The organism is Enterobacter kobei, assembly GCF_001729765.1.
In the GTDB taxonomy this organism is placed as follows: Bacteria; Pseudomonadota; Gammaproteobacteria; order Enterobacterales; family Enterobacteriaceae; genus Enterobacter; species Enterobacter kobei.
On the sequence record NZ_CP017181.1, the window covers coordinates 3,861,407 to 3,877,934 of the forward strand.

The 16,528-nt window shown below is 56.1% G+C and carries 7 protein-coding genes and 3 tRNA genes; 4 read left to right on the forward strand and 6 right to left on the reverse strand.

Annotated features, from left to right (window positions below):
* Nucleotides 1–68: 68 nt before the first annotated feature.
* The gene (mltA, locus tag BFV64_RS18710; RefSeq protein WP_014885070.1) at nucleotides 69–1,166 is read right to left on the reverse strand and encodes a murein transglycosylase A; all 1,098 of its coding nucleotides are present in this window, start codon (nucleotides 1,164–1,166) and stop codon (nucleotides 69–71) included.
* A 208-nt stretch (nucleotides 1,167–1,374) separates the two neighbouring features.
* On the opposite strand from mltA, the gene BFV64_RS18715 reads away from it, so the two are divergent.
* From BFV64_RS18715 to BFV64_RS18725, 3 genes are all read left to right on the forward strand, one after another.
* A tRNA-Met gene (locus BFV64_RS18715) sits at nucleotides 1,375–1,451 on the forward strand.
* A gap of 44 nt (nucleotides 1,452–1,495) precedes the next feature.
* Nucleotides 1,496–1,572 (forward strand) — tRNA-Met (locus BFV64_RS18720).
* A gap of 44 nt (nucleotides 1,573–1,616) precedes the next feature.
* A tRNA-Met gene (locus BFV64_RS18725) sits at nucleotides 1,617–1,693 on the forward strand.
* Nucleotides 1,694–1,782: 89 nt separating this feature from the next.
* Here BFV64_RS18725 and amiC read toward each other — a convergent pair.
* Nucleotides 1,783–3,036: an N-acetylmuramoyl-L-alanine amidase AmiC gene (gene amiC, locus BFV64_RS18730; protein ID WP_014885071.1), complete on the reverse strand. Its 1,254-nt coding sequence runs from the start codon at nucleotides 3,034–3,036 to the stop codon at nucleotides 1,783–1,785.
* 226 nt (nucleotides 3,037–3,262) lie between these two features.
* Between amiC and argA the strand changes: the two genes are divergently transcribed.
* A complete protein-coding gene (argA, locus tag BFV64_RS18735; protein ID WP_014885072.1) occupies nucleotides 3,263–4,594 on the forward strand; it encodes an amino-acid N-acetyltransferase in 1,332 nt (443 codons plus the stop codon).
* 54 nt (nucleotides 4,595–4,648) lie between these two features.
* Here the strand turns inward: argA and recD are convergent, their stop codons facing one another.
* The 4 genes from recD to recC all read right to left on the reverse strand — a co-directional run bounded on the left by recD (nucleotide 4,649) and on the right by recC (nucleotide 16,527).
* Nucleotides 4,649–6,469, reverse strand: coding sequence for an exodeoxyribonuclease V subunit alpha (gene recD, locus BFV64_RS18740; protein ID WP_014885073.1), 1,821 nt, complete (start codon nucleotides 6,467–6,469; stop codon nucleotides 4,649–4,651).
* The gene (recB, locus tag BFV64_RS18745) at nucleotides 6,466–10,008 is read right to left on the reverse strand and encodes an exodeoxyribonuclease V subunit beta (RefSeq protein WP_045134124.1); all 3,543 of its coding nucleotides are present in this window, start codon (nucleotides 10,006–10,008) and stop codon (nucleotides 6,466–6,468) included. Before recB ends, recD begins: the two co-directional genes overlap by 4 nt.
* Nucleotides 10,005–12,887 (reverse strand): pitrilysin, encoded by a 2,883-nt coding sequence (gene ptrA / locus BFV64_RS18750; RefSeq protein WP_045134123.1) that lies wholly within the window; start codon nucleotides 12,885–12,887, stop codon nucleotides 10,005–10,007. Before ptrA ends, recB begins: the two co-directional genes overlap by 4 nt.
* Nucleotides 12,888–13,152: 265 nt before the next feature.
* Nucleotides 13,153–16,527 (reverse strand): exodeoxyribonuclease V subunit gamma, encoded by a 3,375-nt coding sequence (gene recC / locus BFV64_RS18755; protein WP_047624614.1) that lies wholly within the window; start codon nucleotides 16,525–16,527, stop codon nucleotides 13,153–13,155.
* Nucleotide 16,528 lies beyond the last annotated feature (1 nt).

Below are 16,528 nucleotides of genomic sequence, written 5' to 3' on the forward strand. Positions count from 1 at the left end.
GATGTAAAAAGGGTGAGGTTCTTCCTCACCCTGAACAAGTAATCCGTATTGCGCTCAGAATACCACAATCAACCGCTGAATACGTTTCCGGTACCCGGTGCGGCCTTCAGCACCCACACGCGTCCGTAGTGGTTATACCAGCCCGCACGGTGGCCAGCATCCGGACCAATGCCCTGATAAATATCGAAGTGCTGGCCTTTAATCGCCCCGCCCACATCCAGCGCCACCATCAGACGCAGCTCATACTGACCGTTGAATTTACCGTTGTTGTCCAGCAGCGGGACTTCCGCCAGCAGCGTGGTACCCGCAGGAATAATAGAACGATCCGATGCCACCGACGCACGGCCAATCAGCGGAACGGCACTCGCCCCCTTCACCGGCGCGAAGTTTTGCGGTTTAAAGAAGACGAACGACGGGTTCTGCTCCAGCAGTTCACGCACCTCGGCTTCACTGTGCTTTTCGCCCCACTCGCGGATCGCCTGCATCGACATATCTTCCTTCTTCACTTCACCGCGGTCGATCAGCACCTTACCAATACTGCGATAGGCGTGGCCGTTTTTACCGGAATAGCTGAAGAAGTTAAGCGGCGAACCGTCGCCAAAATCGATGTAGCCACTGCCCTGAACGTCCATGATGAAGTTATCCATCAGGGAGTTGCTGTAAGCCAGAACGTAGTTTTCGCTCAGCGCACCCGCGTAGATCTCTGCACGAGAAGGCAGACGACCGCGTTTTGGCGGCATACGGTAGATAGGATACTGGAACTCACCCTGGCGCGTGTGTCGCGCCTGAATCACGGGCGTGTAATACCCTGTGAACTGGACGTTGCCGTAGTTATCCGCCCCTTCCATCTGCCAGGCGTCAATACCAAACTGGCGCATGTTGCGCGTATCACCGCCTGCTTTCAGCCAGTCCTGGACGGCGTTGTACACGCTACTCTGAGTGCCATACAGACGCGGCGACGCATTGCGGATCTGGTAAACCTGCTCGGAGAAATCGCCGGCGTTGATCGGAGCACCGACAGCATCAGGCTGATTAACTAAAGAGAAAGGCTGGGATAACTTCCCGTCTTTATACTGTTGACCGCGATCGGTCGGTTTGGAAGAGCAGGCCGCAAGAATCGCTACCATTGCGCCTGCCATCAGATACTTCGCCCAACGTCCTTTCATTATATCTCGTCTTTAAGTTGCCCATTTCCGCGTGATGAAGATAACAAACCGCCAGGGCTAATGAAATGCGTTCGCATGCCCTTTGGCAAATTTTGCGCAAAAAATAGTCCATACAGCGCCATGTCGTTCAATTTGCATACAAAATCATGATTTATGTAAAAAAGGGGTTGCATCACAAACCTATCCGAGTATAGTGCGCATCCACGGACGCGGGGTGGAGCAGCCTGGTAGCTCGTCGGGCTCATAACCCGAAGGTCGTCGGTTCAAATCCGGCCCCCGCAACCAATTAAAATTTGATGAAGTATCTTCTACGACAGTAGAAAGACGGACGCGGGGTGGAGCAGCCTGGTAGCTCGTCGGGCTCATAACCCGAAGGTCGTCGGTTCAAATCCGGCCCCCGCAACCAATCAAATTTGAAGAAGTAAGTTTCTACAAGAGTAGAAAGACGGACGCGGGGTGGAGCAGCCTGGTAGCTCGTCGGGCTCATAACCCGAAGGTCGTCGGTTCAAATCCGGCCCCCGCAACCAACACTTCTAAAAACAATAAACACCCTGAAGGGTGTTTTTTTGTATCTGTCGTTTGTGAATGTGCCGGGCGTTTCACCCGGCTGAATGCGCTATCCGCGTCGCGCCAGCGTCGCCCCGTCTGAGAAATACGCCCGAATCCCCGCCAGAATCGACTCCGCCACCTCCTGCTGGAATTTTGCCGTCTTGAGCTTACGCTCCTCTTCAACGTTACTGATAAACGCCGTTTCGACCAGTATGGAGGGAATATCCGGCGCTTTAAGCACCGCAAACCCGGCCTGCTCAACGCTGTTTTTATGCAGCTTATTGATGTTACCCAGCTTGCCCAGCACCGCTTTACCAAACTTCAGGCTGTCGTTAATGGTCAGGGACTGCACCATATCGAACATCGTGTGGTCGACGTAGCGGTCACCGCTTTTGCTCACGCCACCGATCAGATCCGAGGCGTTCTGAGTGTCGGCCAGGTAACGCGCCGCGGTACTGGTCGCGCCTTTGGTTGAGAGCGCAAACACTGACGATCCACTCGGCTGACGGCTGGTAAAGGCATCTGCGTGGATCGAGACGAAGAGATCCGCACGCTGCTTCTGCGCTTTCGCCACGCGAACTTTCAGGGGGATAAAGACATCTTCATTGCGCGTCATGTAGGCGCGCATATTGCCCTCTTTATCAATCAACGCCTTCAGACGACGGGCAATTTGCAGCACCACGTCTTTCTCCCGCGTATGATATTTCCCCACCGCACCGGAGTCTTCGCCGCCGTGGCCAGGATCGAGCATGATCACAATCGGGCGATCGCGCCCCGCTTTGCCCGGCTGCGGACCACTTTGCGCAGGCGGAACCTGACGTTGCAGATCGCCTTTGTTGTAATCCTCCAGCAGGGCCAGAAGCGGATCCTGAATATCCGTTGCATTGGCTGGGTAGAGATCCATCACCAGACGCTCTTTAAACGTCGCCACAGGGGCGAGAGCGAACAGCTGCGGCTTCACGTTCTGTTTAAGCTCAAACACCATACGCACGGTTTGCGGATCAAACTGCCCGACGCGCGCCGATTTAATAAACGGATCGTCACCGCGGATCTGCGCCGCCATCCCCTTAAGCACGGAGTTAAGGTTCACGCCTTCGAGATCCACTACCACACGTTCAGGATTGCTGAGGGCAAATTGCTTATATTTCAGCACACGATTGGATTCGACCGTCACGCGCGTGTACGTCGACGACGGCCAGACGCGCACCGCCACCACCTGACTCGTGGCGGCAAGGCCGACCTGGCTGACGCTAAGCAACCACATTGCCCCGGCCCCTTTTAACAAACGGCGGCGGCTTATTGCTGAATTGGATCCCGACATGCTTCTCCCGAGCAAGAAAACGAACTGATATACAAAAGTCCAGATTGACCGAAAACTTTAACGAATGACGCATAAACTGTCATCTATAAAAGGGTAAACAATTCGCTGCTAACGCACGGATTACTTATTCATTTCTGTGGGTCGCAGAAAATTTGCACTTGCACACGCGGCCACAATCGAATAAAAATACAGAAATTACGAATAAACATTCATTAAGGGTTGTGCCATGGTGAAGGAACGTAGAACCGAACTGGTCCAGGGATTCCGCCATTCTGTTCCCTATATCAACGCCCACCGGGGAAAAACGTTTGTCATCATGCTTGGTGGCGAAGCCATTGAACATGAAAACTTTTCAAGCATCGTCAATGACATAGGCCTGCTGCACAGTCTCGGGATCCGCCTGGTGGTGGTCTACGGCGCGCGCCCGCAGATCGATGCCAACCTGGCCGCTCACCACCACGAGCCGATTTATCACAAACATACCCGCGTCACAGATGCGAAAACCCTGGAACTGGTGAAACAGGCGGCAGGGCTGCTGCAGCTGGATATTACGGCTCGCCTGTCGATGAGTCTGAACAACACGCCGCTGCAGGGGGCGCATATCAACGTCGTGAGCGGCAACTTTATCATCGCCCAGCCCCTCGGCGTGGACGATGGCGTGGATTACTGCCACAGCGGCCGCATTCGTCGTATTGATGAAGAGGCCATTCACCGTCAGCTGGACAGCGGTGCCATCGTGCTCATGGGCCCGGTGGCGGTATCCGTGACCGGCGAAAGCTTCAACCTGACGTCAGAAGAGATTGCCACCCAGCTGGCTATCAAGCTGAAGGCGGAAAAAATGATTGGGTTTTGCTCCTCACAGGGCGTCGTTAACGATGAAGGGGTGATTGTGCCGGAACTCTTCCCGAATGAAGCCCAGGCGCGCGTGGAAGCGCTGGAGGCCGAAGGAGATTACCACTCCGGCACCGTGCGTTTTCTGCGTGGTGCGGTGAAGGCCTGCCGTAGCGGCGTGCGCCGTAGCCACCTGATCAGCTATCAGGAAGACGGGGCCTTACTGCAGGAGCTCTTCTCCCGGGATGGCATCGGCACCCAGATTGTCATGGAGAGTGCGGAGCAGATACGCCGCGCGACCATCAACGATATCGGCGGTATTCTGGAACTGATCCGTCCGCTGGAACAGCAGGGTATTCTGGTGCGTCGTTCCCGTGAACAGCTGGAGATGGAGATCGACAAATTCACCATTATTCAGCGCGATAACCTGACCATTGCCTGCGCTGCGCTCTATCCGTTCCCGGAAGAGAAGATCGGTGAAATGGCCTGTGTGGCTGTGCATCCTGACTACCGGAGCTCTTCTCGCGGAGAAATGCTGCTAGAGCGCGTGGCGGCGCAGGCGCGCCAGATGGGGTTGAGCAAGCTGTTCGTCCTGACCACGCGCAGCATTCACTGGTTCCAGGAACGCGGGTTCACGCCGGTGGATATCGATTCCCTGCCGGAAACGAAGAAAGAGATGTACAACTATCAGCGCCGTTCAAAAGTGCTGATGGCCGACCTGGGATAATACGCCACTTGCCGGGAAGCGCTGCGCTTACCCGGCCTGCATTTCGTCCCTCATTCAGAGAGACTCAAAGATTGCGCCCAGCCCGCTTCGGCGTTCCGTGCGGGTGGCGATGGCCTGCATCAGCACGCGTTCATCGGTATACAGCGACAGGCGCTGACGCGCACGCGTGATGGCGGTATAGATCAGCTCACGGGTAACGACAGGTGAAAGCTGCGTCGGCAGGATCAACGCCGCATGGTTAAACTCAGAGCCCTGCGATTTATGCACCGTCATCGCCCATGCAGTTTCATGCTCGGGCAAACGGCTGGGCTGGAAGGACTTCACGCTACCATCCGGCATCTGGAACCAGACGCGCAACCCCTGCCCGCGATCGAGTGCAATGCCGATATCGCCATTAAACAACCCCAGCGCACTGTCGTTGCGGGAAATCATCACCGGGCGCCCTTCATACCAGCGCGAGTGCAGGGTACGGTTGATTTTACGTTTCTGCGCCAGCAGCTGTTCCAGCCTGTCATTCAGGCCGCTGACGCCAAACGGTCCCTCCCTCAACGCGCAGAGCAACTGATATTCGCCAAACGCGGCAATCACCTGCTCCGGCGGACGTTGCTGTTGTACGCCGGTGAGAAAATGTTGATACCCCAGCAGGGCATCATCCAGCATCGCCTGATACTCTTCCCCACTTTGCAGCGATTTTTTCTCAATGTCGGTAAAGGTACCGTCAAACACCGCACAGGTCGTGTGCCGGTCTCCCCGGTTCACCGCCGACGCAAGCTGCCCGATGCCGGAGTCGCTGCCGAAACGGTAGCTTTTTTGCAGCAGGCACAAGCTGTCGCGCAGCGCGCCCGCGACCGAGTGCTGTTCCGCCGCAAGGGAACACCCTGTCAGGCGGGCCAACTCCTCCGCGCGTTCCGCGGTATAACCCAGACTGGCATAGGTGCAGATATCACCCAGCACGGCCCCGGCTTCCACGGACGCTAGCTGGTCACGGTCGCCGAGGAAAATGACCCGCGCATGAGGCGGCAAAGCATCGATCAGCCGCGACATCATCGTCAGGTCAATCATCGACGCTTCATCCACCACCAGCACATCCAGGTGTAGCGGGTTACCGGCATGGTAGCGCAGACGCTGGCTACCCGGCTGCGCGCCAAGTAACCGATGCAACGTGCTGGCTTCATTGGGAAAAAGCGCAAGCTGTTCCCCTGTGAGCGGCAATTTTTGCAGGGCACCGCCTAATGACTCCGTCAGACGTGCCGCGGCTTTACCGGTGGGAGCCGCCAGACGAATACGACACTTTTGCTCACCGGATAACTGAATCAGCGCGGCAAGCAGTTTTGCCACCGTCGTTGTTTTCCCGGTGCCCGGGCCGCCCGAAATCACCGAGATCCGCCGCGTTAACGCCACGGCGGCCGCCACTTTCTGCCAGTCAGTCGCGTCGTCAGAGGTAAACAGCGTATCCAGCACTTGCCGGAGCTGCGCTTCATCGCAGGGAAGCGGGGCGTTGGTCTCGCTGAAGAAGCGCGCCACCGTCAGTTCGTTACGCCAGAGTCGGTTCAGATACAAACGCTCGCCGGTCAAAATCAGTGGCGTCCCGGTATCGGTCGCGCTGACGGCAGGCGAGCGGAGTAATATCGCCTGCCAGTCCACTGCCTCACCGAGCAGCGCGAAACACGACTGCAGCGCCGGAGGCATTTTCTCATCCACAGCCAGACGCGACAGCGGAAGGCACACATGCCCCTCGCCTGCGTCCTTACTCAGAATGGCGGCAGCGAGCATAACGGCTGGCTCCTCGCCCGCCACCATCATGGCAAACTGCACGTCCAGGTGGCGCAATAATCGTTGTTCTACCGCCTCCAGCAATAGCGCCTGCATCGTCATACCACCTCCTCTGTGCATGCAGCAAACAGGTTATCCATTTTTTCAATCAGCTCCGCATCCGGACGGGTGCTAAAAACGCCCGACTGCGGGTCGTTAGCATCCACGCCGCGCAGGAACAGATAAATAACGCCGCCAAAATGGTCTTCGTAACGGTAATCGGCCATGCGATGGCGCAGGTACCGGTGCAACGCCAGGGTATAGAGCTGATACTGCAGGTCGTAGCGATGCATTTGCATCGCTGAGGCCATCGCCTGTTGGGTATAGGCTTCGCTGTTCTCACCCAGCCAGTTCGATTTGTAATCCAGCAGGTAGTAGCGCCCTTCGTGGCGGAAAACCAGGTCGATGAACCCTTTTAGCATCCCCTGAACCTGGCGGAAGTTGAGCGGTGGGCACCCGGCGGATAACGGATCGTACTCACGGATCAACGCGTCAAGCGCGTCGGCCCTGAGCGGGCTGGCAATGGGGAGATAAAACTCCATTTCGACCTGTTTATCTTTGGCGGTCAGCTGGCTGAGGGAAATCCCCTGTGTCGTGAGCGGCGCGTGCAAAACAGCGCGGAGCCAGTCGGTGAGAACCGGCTGCCATTGGGCGTCGTAGCCGCCGCTCTGGAGCATCTTCAGCACCCATTCTTCAGAGACCGGCTGGGTAAAATCCAGCTCTTCAAACAGGCTGTGTAAAAACGTGCCCGGCGAGGCCCCACGCGGGAACTGATGCGGTGTGAGCACCGGTTCAGCGGGCACGCTTCCTGCGCCTGCAGCATCTACGTCCAGTTTAGGCATCAAATCCTGAGCAACGCTTTGCCCGTGCTGCTGTAAACCGGAGTAACTGGTAACGCGCCAGTCGTCGGCAATCGTGCGGGCAACCTGGCGGGCATGCAGCTCTGACGCTCTCTCTTCCGGCGTCTGCCAGCGGCTGTTGTCGGGCTGAGACGGAATATGCAGGGCAACATGCTCTGAGCAAAGAGATTCGATGCACTGGCGCAGACCGGCAGCATCTTTGGGTTCGCCTCGCTGGATAAGCCTTCCCAGCGCACTCAGATGAAAATCACTCTCGCCGCTCTTATCGCCCCGGCGACGAAACAGCGGCGCAACGCCCAGGCTGCAGTGCCAGACCGAGCGGGTCAGCGCCACATAAAGCAGACGCAGATCTTCTGCCAGACGCTCGGCTTCGGCCAGCTCAACGCTTGACTCTGCGTTGCTGAGATCGAGTACCGCTTCAAACGACTCGCGATCGTGGTAAAAAGCCTGATCCTGCACGCGGTAATTGGCGATAAAGGGCAGCCAGACCAGCGGATATTCCAGACCTTTCGATTTGTGAATGGTGACGATTTGCACCAGGTGTTTATCACTCTCAAGGCGCATCTGCTGGCTGGACGAATTACTGTTCGGGTCGGCAATCTGCTGCGCGAGCCAGCGCACCAGGGCATGCTCGCTCTCCAGCTGTGTCCCCGCTTCCTGCAGCAATTCGCTGATGTGCAGAATATCGGTCAGACGGCGCTCACCGCCCGCGGTTGCGAGCATGTTCTCCGCAATGTGACGCTCTGCCATGAGCTCGCGCACCATCGCCATCACGCCGCGCTTTTGCCATTTTTCGCGGTAGCGAACAAACTCTTCTACCACGGCATCCCACGCGGCTTCGTCATTGTTGAGCACATCAATATCACGCGCATTCAGCCCGAGCATCGCACTCGCCAGTGCACTGCGCAGCGTACTTTCACGCTCTGGCGCCAGCACGGCCTGCAGCAGCCAAAGCATCTCCTGGGCTTCCAGCGTTTCAAAAACGCTGTCGCGGTTGGAAAGATAGACGGACGGAATATTCAGTAGCGTCAGGGCGTCGCGAATAAGCGCGGCCTCCTGGCGGCTTCGCACCAGCACCGTGATATCGGATGCTTTTACCGGCGCGGGTTTATCGCCCTTCCACAGCAGCGCATCTCCCCGCGCGCCTGCGCTGAGCCAGTCCCTAATCTGCGCCGCACAGTACTGGGCCATGGCATTTTGATAGTCGGCGACGCCACAGCCTTCGCCGTCCAGCAGCCAGAAGTGCATGGCGGGCTGCGTCTCACCGTTGAATTCGAAGCGCAACGAATCGTTTTTCGGGGCAAATTTGACCGGCAGAAACGGGATTTCCCGGAACATAAACGCCATATCCATGCGACTGAACAGCGCGTTAACGCTTTCCACCATGCCGGGAGAGGATCGCCAGTTGGTATCGAGCGTATAGTGCGCATCAACCTCACTGCGGGCTTTCATGTAGGTGAAAATATCCGCACCGCGGAAAGCGTAAATGGCCTGCTTCGGATCGCCGATTAACAGCAGTGCGGTGCCGGGCTGATGGCGCCAGATACGGCGGAAAATACGGTACTGCTGAGGATCGGTATCCTGAAACTCGTCAATCATTGCGACCGGGAAGCGAGTACGAATCGCCTCTGCAAGCGCTTCGCCATTTTCGCTGCACAACGCCGCATCAAGGCGACTCAGCATGTCATCAAACCCCAGCTCGCCCCGGCGGCGCTTTTCGCGCGCCACGGCATCGCGAATTTCCGTCATCGCACGGGTGATCATCAGATCGTTAAGCGTCAGGGGCTCCGCCAGCAGAGTTTCAATTGCCACAAACAGGGGATGTTCAGGCACAATGCCGTCGGCTTTGGTCCGCTCAACCAGGAAACGCTGTGAGAATTTCTCCAGCGCGTCCGGAAGCTGATAACCGCGCGTCTCTTCCTGCGCCCATGCGCTGATCTTCTCGATCCATTTCCCCTGGTTGCCACGGTTGAACTTGCGTCTGTCGATCCCGGAACTCTCGATGATCGCCTCAATCTCGCCGACTGATTCATTCCATTTTTGCTTGATGTCTGCGATTCGCGCGATGATTTTTTCATGGCGTGAGGCCAGGGTTTCATCCGCTGGCGGCGGCGATTTGATGACCGGCGCTTCCCCCTGAAGATAACGATCGATGGCGCGCAACAGTGCCTCTGGCCCTTTCCACAAGGCATGTACCGCTTCGGCGATATCGCGCGGTAACGGGTAGCAGTGGCGACGCCAGAAATCCGCACAGGCCTGATAGCGCAGCACGGATTCATCTTCAATGAGTTGTTGTTCAAACAGCATGCCGGATTCGAACGCATTCAGGCTCAGCATGCGCTGGCAAAACCCGTGAATGGTGAAGACGGACGCTTCGTCCATCTGCCGTTCCGCAAGGAGCAGCCACTGGGCGGCCTGCTGCTTATCAGCAATTTCTTCCAGAAGGCTCGCGTAGAGAGGGTTATCCGTACTCTGGCGCAGGCAGGCGATGCGCAGTTCGTGAATATTGGTACGAATACGGCCGCGCAACTCAGCGGTGGCGGCCTCGGTAAAGGTCACGACCAACAGCTCTTCAACGCTCAAAGGGCGCGGAAAAGCAGCGTTACCGCCAAGCCCTAACAGCAGGCGCAGATAGAGCGCGGCAATGGTAAACGTTTTTCCCGTTCCCGCTGAGGCTTCAATCAATCGTTCACCCTGTAGAGGTAAACGTAAGGGATCAAGGGACTCAGCGGTATCGGTCATTCTTTCTTACTCCAGGGCATTGATTGCTGCAGCGCGCTGACGCTCTTCCAGACTTTCCAGCCTTGCGGATTCACGTACTCCGTTTTCCCGTTCTGGCTACCGGAAACCTGAGACAGAATGGTGATGCCCTGCGGCTTAATCACGGCCTGATGGAAGAAGTCCGCAACCTTCTGCGGCGTCAGCTGTTTTATCTCGGCCACTACTTTATCACGCGAATCAAATTTCATATTACCGCGATCAAAATCTTTGCTCAGCTGCGACGCCTCTTCGCCCAGCGTCTGCGGCGGCTGCATCACCTGCGCAATGACGGCCTGCTGGATCTGGGAAAATTCTTCCGGCTTCATGGCCCGCAGCTTTGCTTCCACCTGCGGGAAGAACGCCTGATAGCGCTGCCAGAGATAGGCCGGTTGTTTATCGCTGCTTTGCAGCAGGAAGCCCAGCCCCCACTGACGGCCAACGTTCATCGAGAAAGCAAATACCGCGTAGCCAAGCTGCTCTTCCGTGCGCAGTTGGTTATAGAACCACGGTTGAATAATCTGCCCCAGCACCGCGCTCTGTGCGGACCCGGAGAATTCGTCATAGCCCGTGGGCACAAACACTGCAGCCAGCGCGGAATCGGTACTGCTCCCCGCTTTTTCAAAAATCACATTCTGTTTTTTCTCAACCAGCACGTCCTGATTACGACACCACTCGTCGCCTTTCGAACCCAGCTGAGTGCGGACATTCTCTGCCAGCGTTTTAGCCTGATCCTCGCTCATGTTACCGACGATAAGGAACTCAGGACGCGTGTTAGTTTTCAGCGCATCACGGTAAGCCAGCACCTCTTTTAATGAGATAGATGGCAGCAATGCCCGGCGTTCTTCACGCTGGAAATACGGGATTTGCGACAGCATTTGCGCTGGCATCAGCGCCTGATCGTAGGCTTTGCCCTTTTCCGCAGAATCCATCATCTGCGCATACCAGGACTTGGCCTGCTCAAGCTGCTCTTCCGTCGGCGTATAGCTAAAATAGCCCTCCAGCAGTGCCTGGAACAGCTGAGGCAAACGCTGGGTATAGCCATTTGCATTCAGCATCAAACCATTGTTGGCATTGGTGGAGAAGCTGATCCCGCCAACGGCTGCCTGGTTGCTAAGCTGATCGAGCGCGATACCCGCGAGATAGTCATTCAGCGCGAACATCACCTGATTTTTGGCACTATTCATCGCTTTCGGATTACGCAGCACCACGCTGACATCCACCTTTGGCTCGCTCGCGAAATAACGGCTTGGGGTATACACCACGCGCAGCGTCGGCTCATCGACAATGAGCTGGGGGTGCGGATAATCCTTAGTGGTTTTGATAAGCGTAAAATCATCCGGAATGTAAGGGTTCAGTTCCGGCAACGTCAACGCAATCTCTCCAGCCTTCTTTTGCCAGGCAGCGAAGGTCTGGTCGCCGATCTTGTCTACCTGATAAGGTGCATCGACAAAGTAGGCGGTTTTGTTATGCGGTTCGTTCGGGCTGATGTACCAGATACGGGCATTCTGCGGGGTCATCATCGCCAGGCGCGCTTTTAACGCCGCCGCATCATAGCGATCGGCAATATTGACCGCATCGAGGGTGTGTTCCACCGGCACGCGGATCATGGTATCCGCCAGCCACTCCACATAATCCATGTCGCGGGTGATGGACGGGTAACGGAAATCGAGATCCAGCACATGAGCGAGTTCATCAAAATAGCGCTTATCGACGCCTTTCTCACGCAGCAAAGAGAGGTAGCTGAAGATAGCGGCAACCACTTCATCACGGTTGGCCTGCCCTTTGTCGGTCAGGGTGGCGGAGATTGCCAGCACGCCGCTGTTGCCGTTTACAACAGGATCGGAATCGGCGCGAATCCCTTCCACCAGCCCCTGTTTTTGCAGCCAGTCGGATAATGTTCCCGGACTGCGGTTACCAATCAGGTAGGTCACCAGCTCGTCGGTTTTGCTGCGAAACTGTGCGGTGTTGTTATCAATGCGGAACTCAACGCGCAGCACCTTGCGGGGCATGGCAGGAACGTAGTGGATGACGATCCCTTTTTGCGCGTCCGTGACAACCGGCACGTCAATCTTGGGCAGGTCGATATTTTTATTTGGCACCCGGCCAAACGTTTTTGCCGCCAAACCAGCCAGTTCAGGCAGCGGTTTGTTGCTGTAAATAACCGCCTTCATCAGGTTGGCTGAGTAGTATTTGTCGCGAAACGCATGCAGAGCATCAATGACCGGGCTGCCGGGTTTATCGCTGAGCGTCTCCAGATTGCCGCCCGAGAAGCGTGCACCTGGGTGCGCCGGGTTGATCGTCTCAGCGCTGACCTGCGCCATACGCATACCGTCTCGGGTACGGGCCATCGTCAGTTCGGCATTCACCGCATTGCGTTCGCGATCGGCGTACTTTTTATCCAGCAGCGGCGCGGCGATAGCATCCGCAAGACGATCAACCGCCCCGTCCAGCGCGTCATTTTCGACTTCGAGATAAAAGGCCGTGCGGTAAGGTGCCGTGCTGGCATTGTGGCTGCCGCCATGCATTTTTAGAAATTCGGACAGGCTATCCGGCTGCGGATACTTCTTTGACCCCATTAACGTCATGTGTTCGAGGTAATGCGCCAGCCCCGGATGAGCCTCAGGATCTTCCAGCGATCCAATTGGCACGACCAATGCCGAGAGGGATTTCACCGCCTGCGGATCGGAAACCAGCAGCACGGTCATGCCGTTATCAAGCCGGATCGCCTGATACTGCCGGGTGTCTTTTTCGCTCTTACGGATAGTGTCCTGAACGGGTTGCCAACCGGAGTCTGCCTGAGTGAAGGGAGCCCAAAGGGCGATAAACAAAACAAACGCTTTGAACACGGTGCTGCCTGGCATTACGACCTCTTTATCACGGCTATCCCCGTCATACTTCAAGTTGCATGTGCGTTGGCTGCGTGCGTTCACCCCAGTCACTTACTTACGTAAGCTCCAGGGGATTCACACCCTTGCCGCCTTCCTGCAACTCGAATTATTTAGGGTAAACATCATTAACACACTGCGTGCTGGACACGCCAACATCTCTTTATTGGGGGTACATCAGTCCGTGATAAGAAGTGCATCATAAATGAACACCCCATACTGCGCAATTTTTATACAGCGCTCAGGACTGATTAAATTTAAACAACGGTAACAGGTAGCGCTTTGCCTCTTCCGTGATAGCCTCAAAGTACTCTGGTTCGAGCGTGCGCCATAAGCGCTGATACCAGACATCTTCCCCCTCGCCGCGCACCATCATGTTCCCTTCATAGGCCTGTATAAATTTACTGCGCGCTTTATGCAGAGAAGCCTCATCCGTTAACATCGCATCATTCTGTGCGTCGTAACAGGCTTTTATCCACGCACCACCACTTTCAGGTAATAACAGCAGGGGTTTGTTCATTCCCTGGAGATAGCCCTCAATGTACAAAGAGAGGTAGCGAAACGCCTGCTCTGCCTCCATTGGCGGAAAGCGCCACTCGCCCTCTTTGCGCACGAAAATCCGGCTTTCGCCTTTATGGCCCAACGCACTGTAGACAAGATGTTCCAGCCAGAGTTGCAATCCCTGTGAAACGCTGAGCAGTGAAGGCCGCCAGCGCAGCAGCCCATCAGGCTGAACCTGAGTGAGCCAGCCGGTGAGCTGGATGCCATTGCAGCTAAGATCGATTTCGAGACTTTGTCCGGGCTGACGCTGCTCCCTTACGCGCTCCGCCAGAGCGTTCATCTCCTGGCATTGCGCCTCCCAGACGATCTCCCCAAACGCGCCATAAGGCAGTTGCCCTGCCGCACGATAGCGGCGATAAAGCTTGTCAGCATCTTCCTCGTCAACCAGTGCATTCAGCAGTTGCAGATTTAACTGATAGCGCTCCAGCCCTTCCAGCGTAAAAGGCTCTGCATCCGGAATTTCGCTCTCTTCAGAGCGGAAGTTGACCTGCAATCGCTGCTGGAAGAAGGCGCGAACAGGATGCGCCCAAAAGCGTTGAAGCTGTTCAAAAGTCAGGGTGTTAATGGGCAGCGGGTCAAGTGTCTGAATGAAATCCGTATGTGCTCTCCCCTCGTTTTTCGCCGCCGGTAGCCACTCGCGGGCATAGCTCTGCTGTTCGCTAACAACGTAGTTCATCGGGTCAAACGGCATACGGCTGTGGACACAGGTGATATGCGCCTTGACCCGCTGTTCGCTTTCATCACAGTTAAGGGCTTCATCACCCGCCAGATAGTGGCTCTGGCCGATATAATCCACTAACTCCTGCACCAGAACGGAGGGGAAGCGCTCGCTGTTATCCTGAATGGAGCGGCCGATATAGCTGATATAGAGCTTACTCTGGGCAGAGATGAGCGCTTCGAGGAAAAGATAGCGGTCATCATCACGACGACTACGGTCACCCCGCTTTGGATTTGCGCTCATTAAATCGAACCCCAGCGGCGCCAGGGCGCGAGGATAAACGCCGTCATTCATGCCGAGCAAACAGACCACCTTAAAGGGGATTGAACGCATTGGCATCAGCGTGCAGATATTGATTGGGCCCGCCAGGAAACGCTGACTGATTCGCTCCTGGTCAAGACGCTGCGTCAATTCATCCCTCAGCAGCGACAATGGAATCGCCTCGTGATAGTGGGAATTCACGCCCTCGTCGACGATAGCCTGCCACTGCGTTTCAATGAGCGCCATCGCCGCTTCGGTGTCACTGTCTGGCAGGAAGAAATCATTGAGCAACGCCCTGCAAACCGGAAGCCACTCTTCAAGCGGACGCGGCTGCATTAACTCACGACGCCAGCGGTTAAGCTGCATCAGCAGAGACGCTAAATGCCCCACCAGTTCAGCAATCAAACCGCTGGACTCATCGTATGGCAGCACCTCATTCCACTCGCCCTGGCTGCTTTCCATGGCGTAGCCCAGCAGCATACGCGTCAGGCCAAACCGCCAGGTATGTTGCCCGGTCGGAGGAAGCTCGAACTCCTGGACGTTGTCGTCATCAATCCCCCAGCGCACGCCAGATTCATTCACCCACTGGCGAAGGTAGCGCAGCCCTTCCTCATTGATGTTGAAGCGTGCGGCCAGCACGGGAACATCCAGTAACGCCAGGACATCTTCCGAGATGAAGCGGCTATCCGGCAGTGAAAGCAGGGTAACAAAGGCCTGCAAGGCGGGATGCGACTGACGAGCGCGACGGTCAGAGATAGCGTAAGGCAAGTATCGCTCCCCTGTCGCACTGCCGAAAACAGCCTGAATAAAGGGGCTGTAGCTATCGATGTCTGCCACCATCACCACGATGTCACGCGGCGTGAGTTCGGGATCGTCCTGCAGCATCGCCAGCAACTGGTCGTGAAGCACTTCGACCTCACGCTGCGGGCTATGGCACACATGGATCGTGATACTACGATCGTCAGCATCCAGCTTCCGTTTGCTGTCGCTGCGTTCAAACTCTTTCGCCGTCACGCCCATAACGGCACGGTTTTCCAGATCAAGAATATCGAGCTGAATGTTATGCAGCAGGTTATCCGGGGCGATCTCGACAAAAGCATCCACATCGCCTTCACCCGATGAAGTGATATCAGAGAGCATGTGAATGTAATCACGTCCCAGCTTCCCCCATGAGGCAAGCAGCGGATTGGGCAGGTTCTGAATACCGTCTTCATCGAAAAGCTGCGCGGCGGTGGAGTCGTCTTTAAACAAAGGGACGGATCGCTCTTCAAAAAGGCGCTTTCTTTGGCGGGTTACCAGCCGCGAAAGCCAGCGTTCATCGAGGATATCCCCCCAATAGTGCCGGCAGGGGTTGGTAAACAAAATATGAATATCAATATGTTTACCCAGCGCATTCAGCGCCTTCAGATAGACAGGGGGTAATGCGGATATCCCACAGATAAAGACGCGTGACGGCAGACGGGCCGGGCGCTCCGACGCATTTTCGAGTATCGAGATAAACCGATCGTACAAATTGGCACGGTGCCACTTAGGCTGGCCCAGTTTCTCCGTATGTTCAACCAGCGCTTTCCACAGCGGCGCCTGCCAGATTTGCGCCTCCGGTAGCCCTTCAACCCGCTCACCCGCTTCCCAGCGAATTAACCAGTCAGCACGGTAAACCAGATATTGGTCGTAGAGATCGGCGGTACGGGACGCCAGCTGGAACAGCTTGCGCTTATCGGTATCGTCATTGAGATAGTGACGCAGCATGGCGAATTCATCGTGCTGCAGCATTTCCGGCAGCAGCGCCATCAGCTTCCAGCTCATGCTCTGCTTGTTGAAGGCGCTCTGCTCGGGAATGTCTGGCAATACGCGAACAAACATTTCCCAGATAAAGCTCGCCGGCAGCGGAAAATCAATATTCGCGGCAATGCCAAATTTACGGGAAAGCGACATTTGCAGCCACTGCGCCATACCGGTGCTTTGCACCAGCACCATTTCAGGCTCAAAAGGGTCGTCCAGCCGCTCGCGCTCAACGATAAATTCCATCAGCGCTTCCAGCACATCCAGACGATTTGAGTGGTAGACCCTTAACATA

Coding starts and splice junctions, on each gene's coding strand:
- ptrA (WP_045134123.1), bottom strand. CDS start 12,887: ATGCCAGGCAGCACCGTGTTCAAAGCGTTTGTTTTGTTTATCGCCCTT.
- mltA (WP_014885070.1), bottom strand. CDS start 1,166: ATGAAAGGACGTTGGGCGAAGTATCTGATGGCAGGCGCAATGGTAGCG.
- recB (WP_045134124.1), bottom strand. CDS start 10,008: ATGACCGATACCGCTGAGTCCCTTGATCCCTTACGTTTACCTCTACAG.
- argA (WP_014885072.1), top strand. CDS start 3,263: ATGGTGAAGGAACGTAGAACCGAACTGGTCCAGGGATTCCGCCATTCT.
- recC (WP_047624614.1), bottom strand. CDS start 16,527: ATGTTAAGGGTCTACCACTCAAATCGTCTGGATGTGCTGGAAGCGCTG.
- amiC (WP_014885071.1), bottom strand. CDS start 3,036: ATGTCGGGATCCAATTCAGCAATAAGCCGCCGCCGTTTGTTAAAAGGG.
- recD (WP_014885073.1), bottom strand. CDS start 6,469: ATGACGATGCAGGCGCTATTGCTGGAGGCGGTAGAACAACGATTATTG.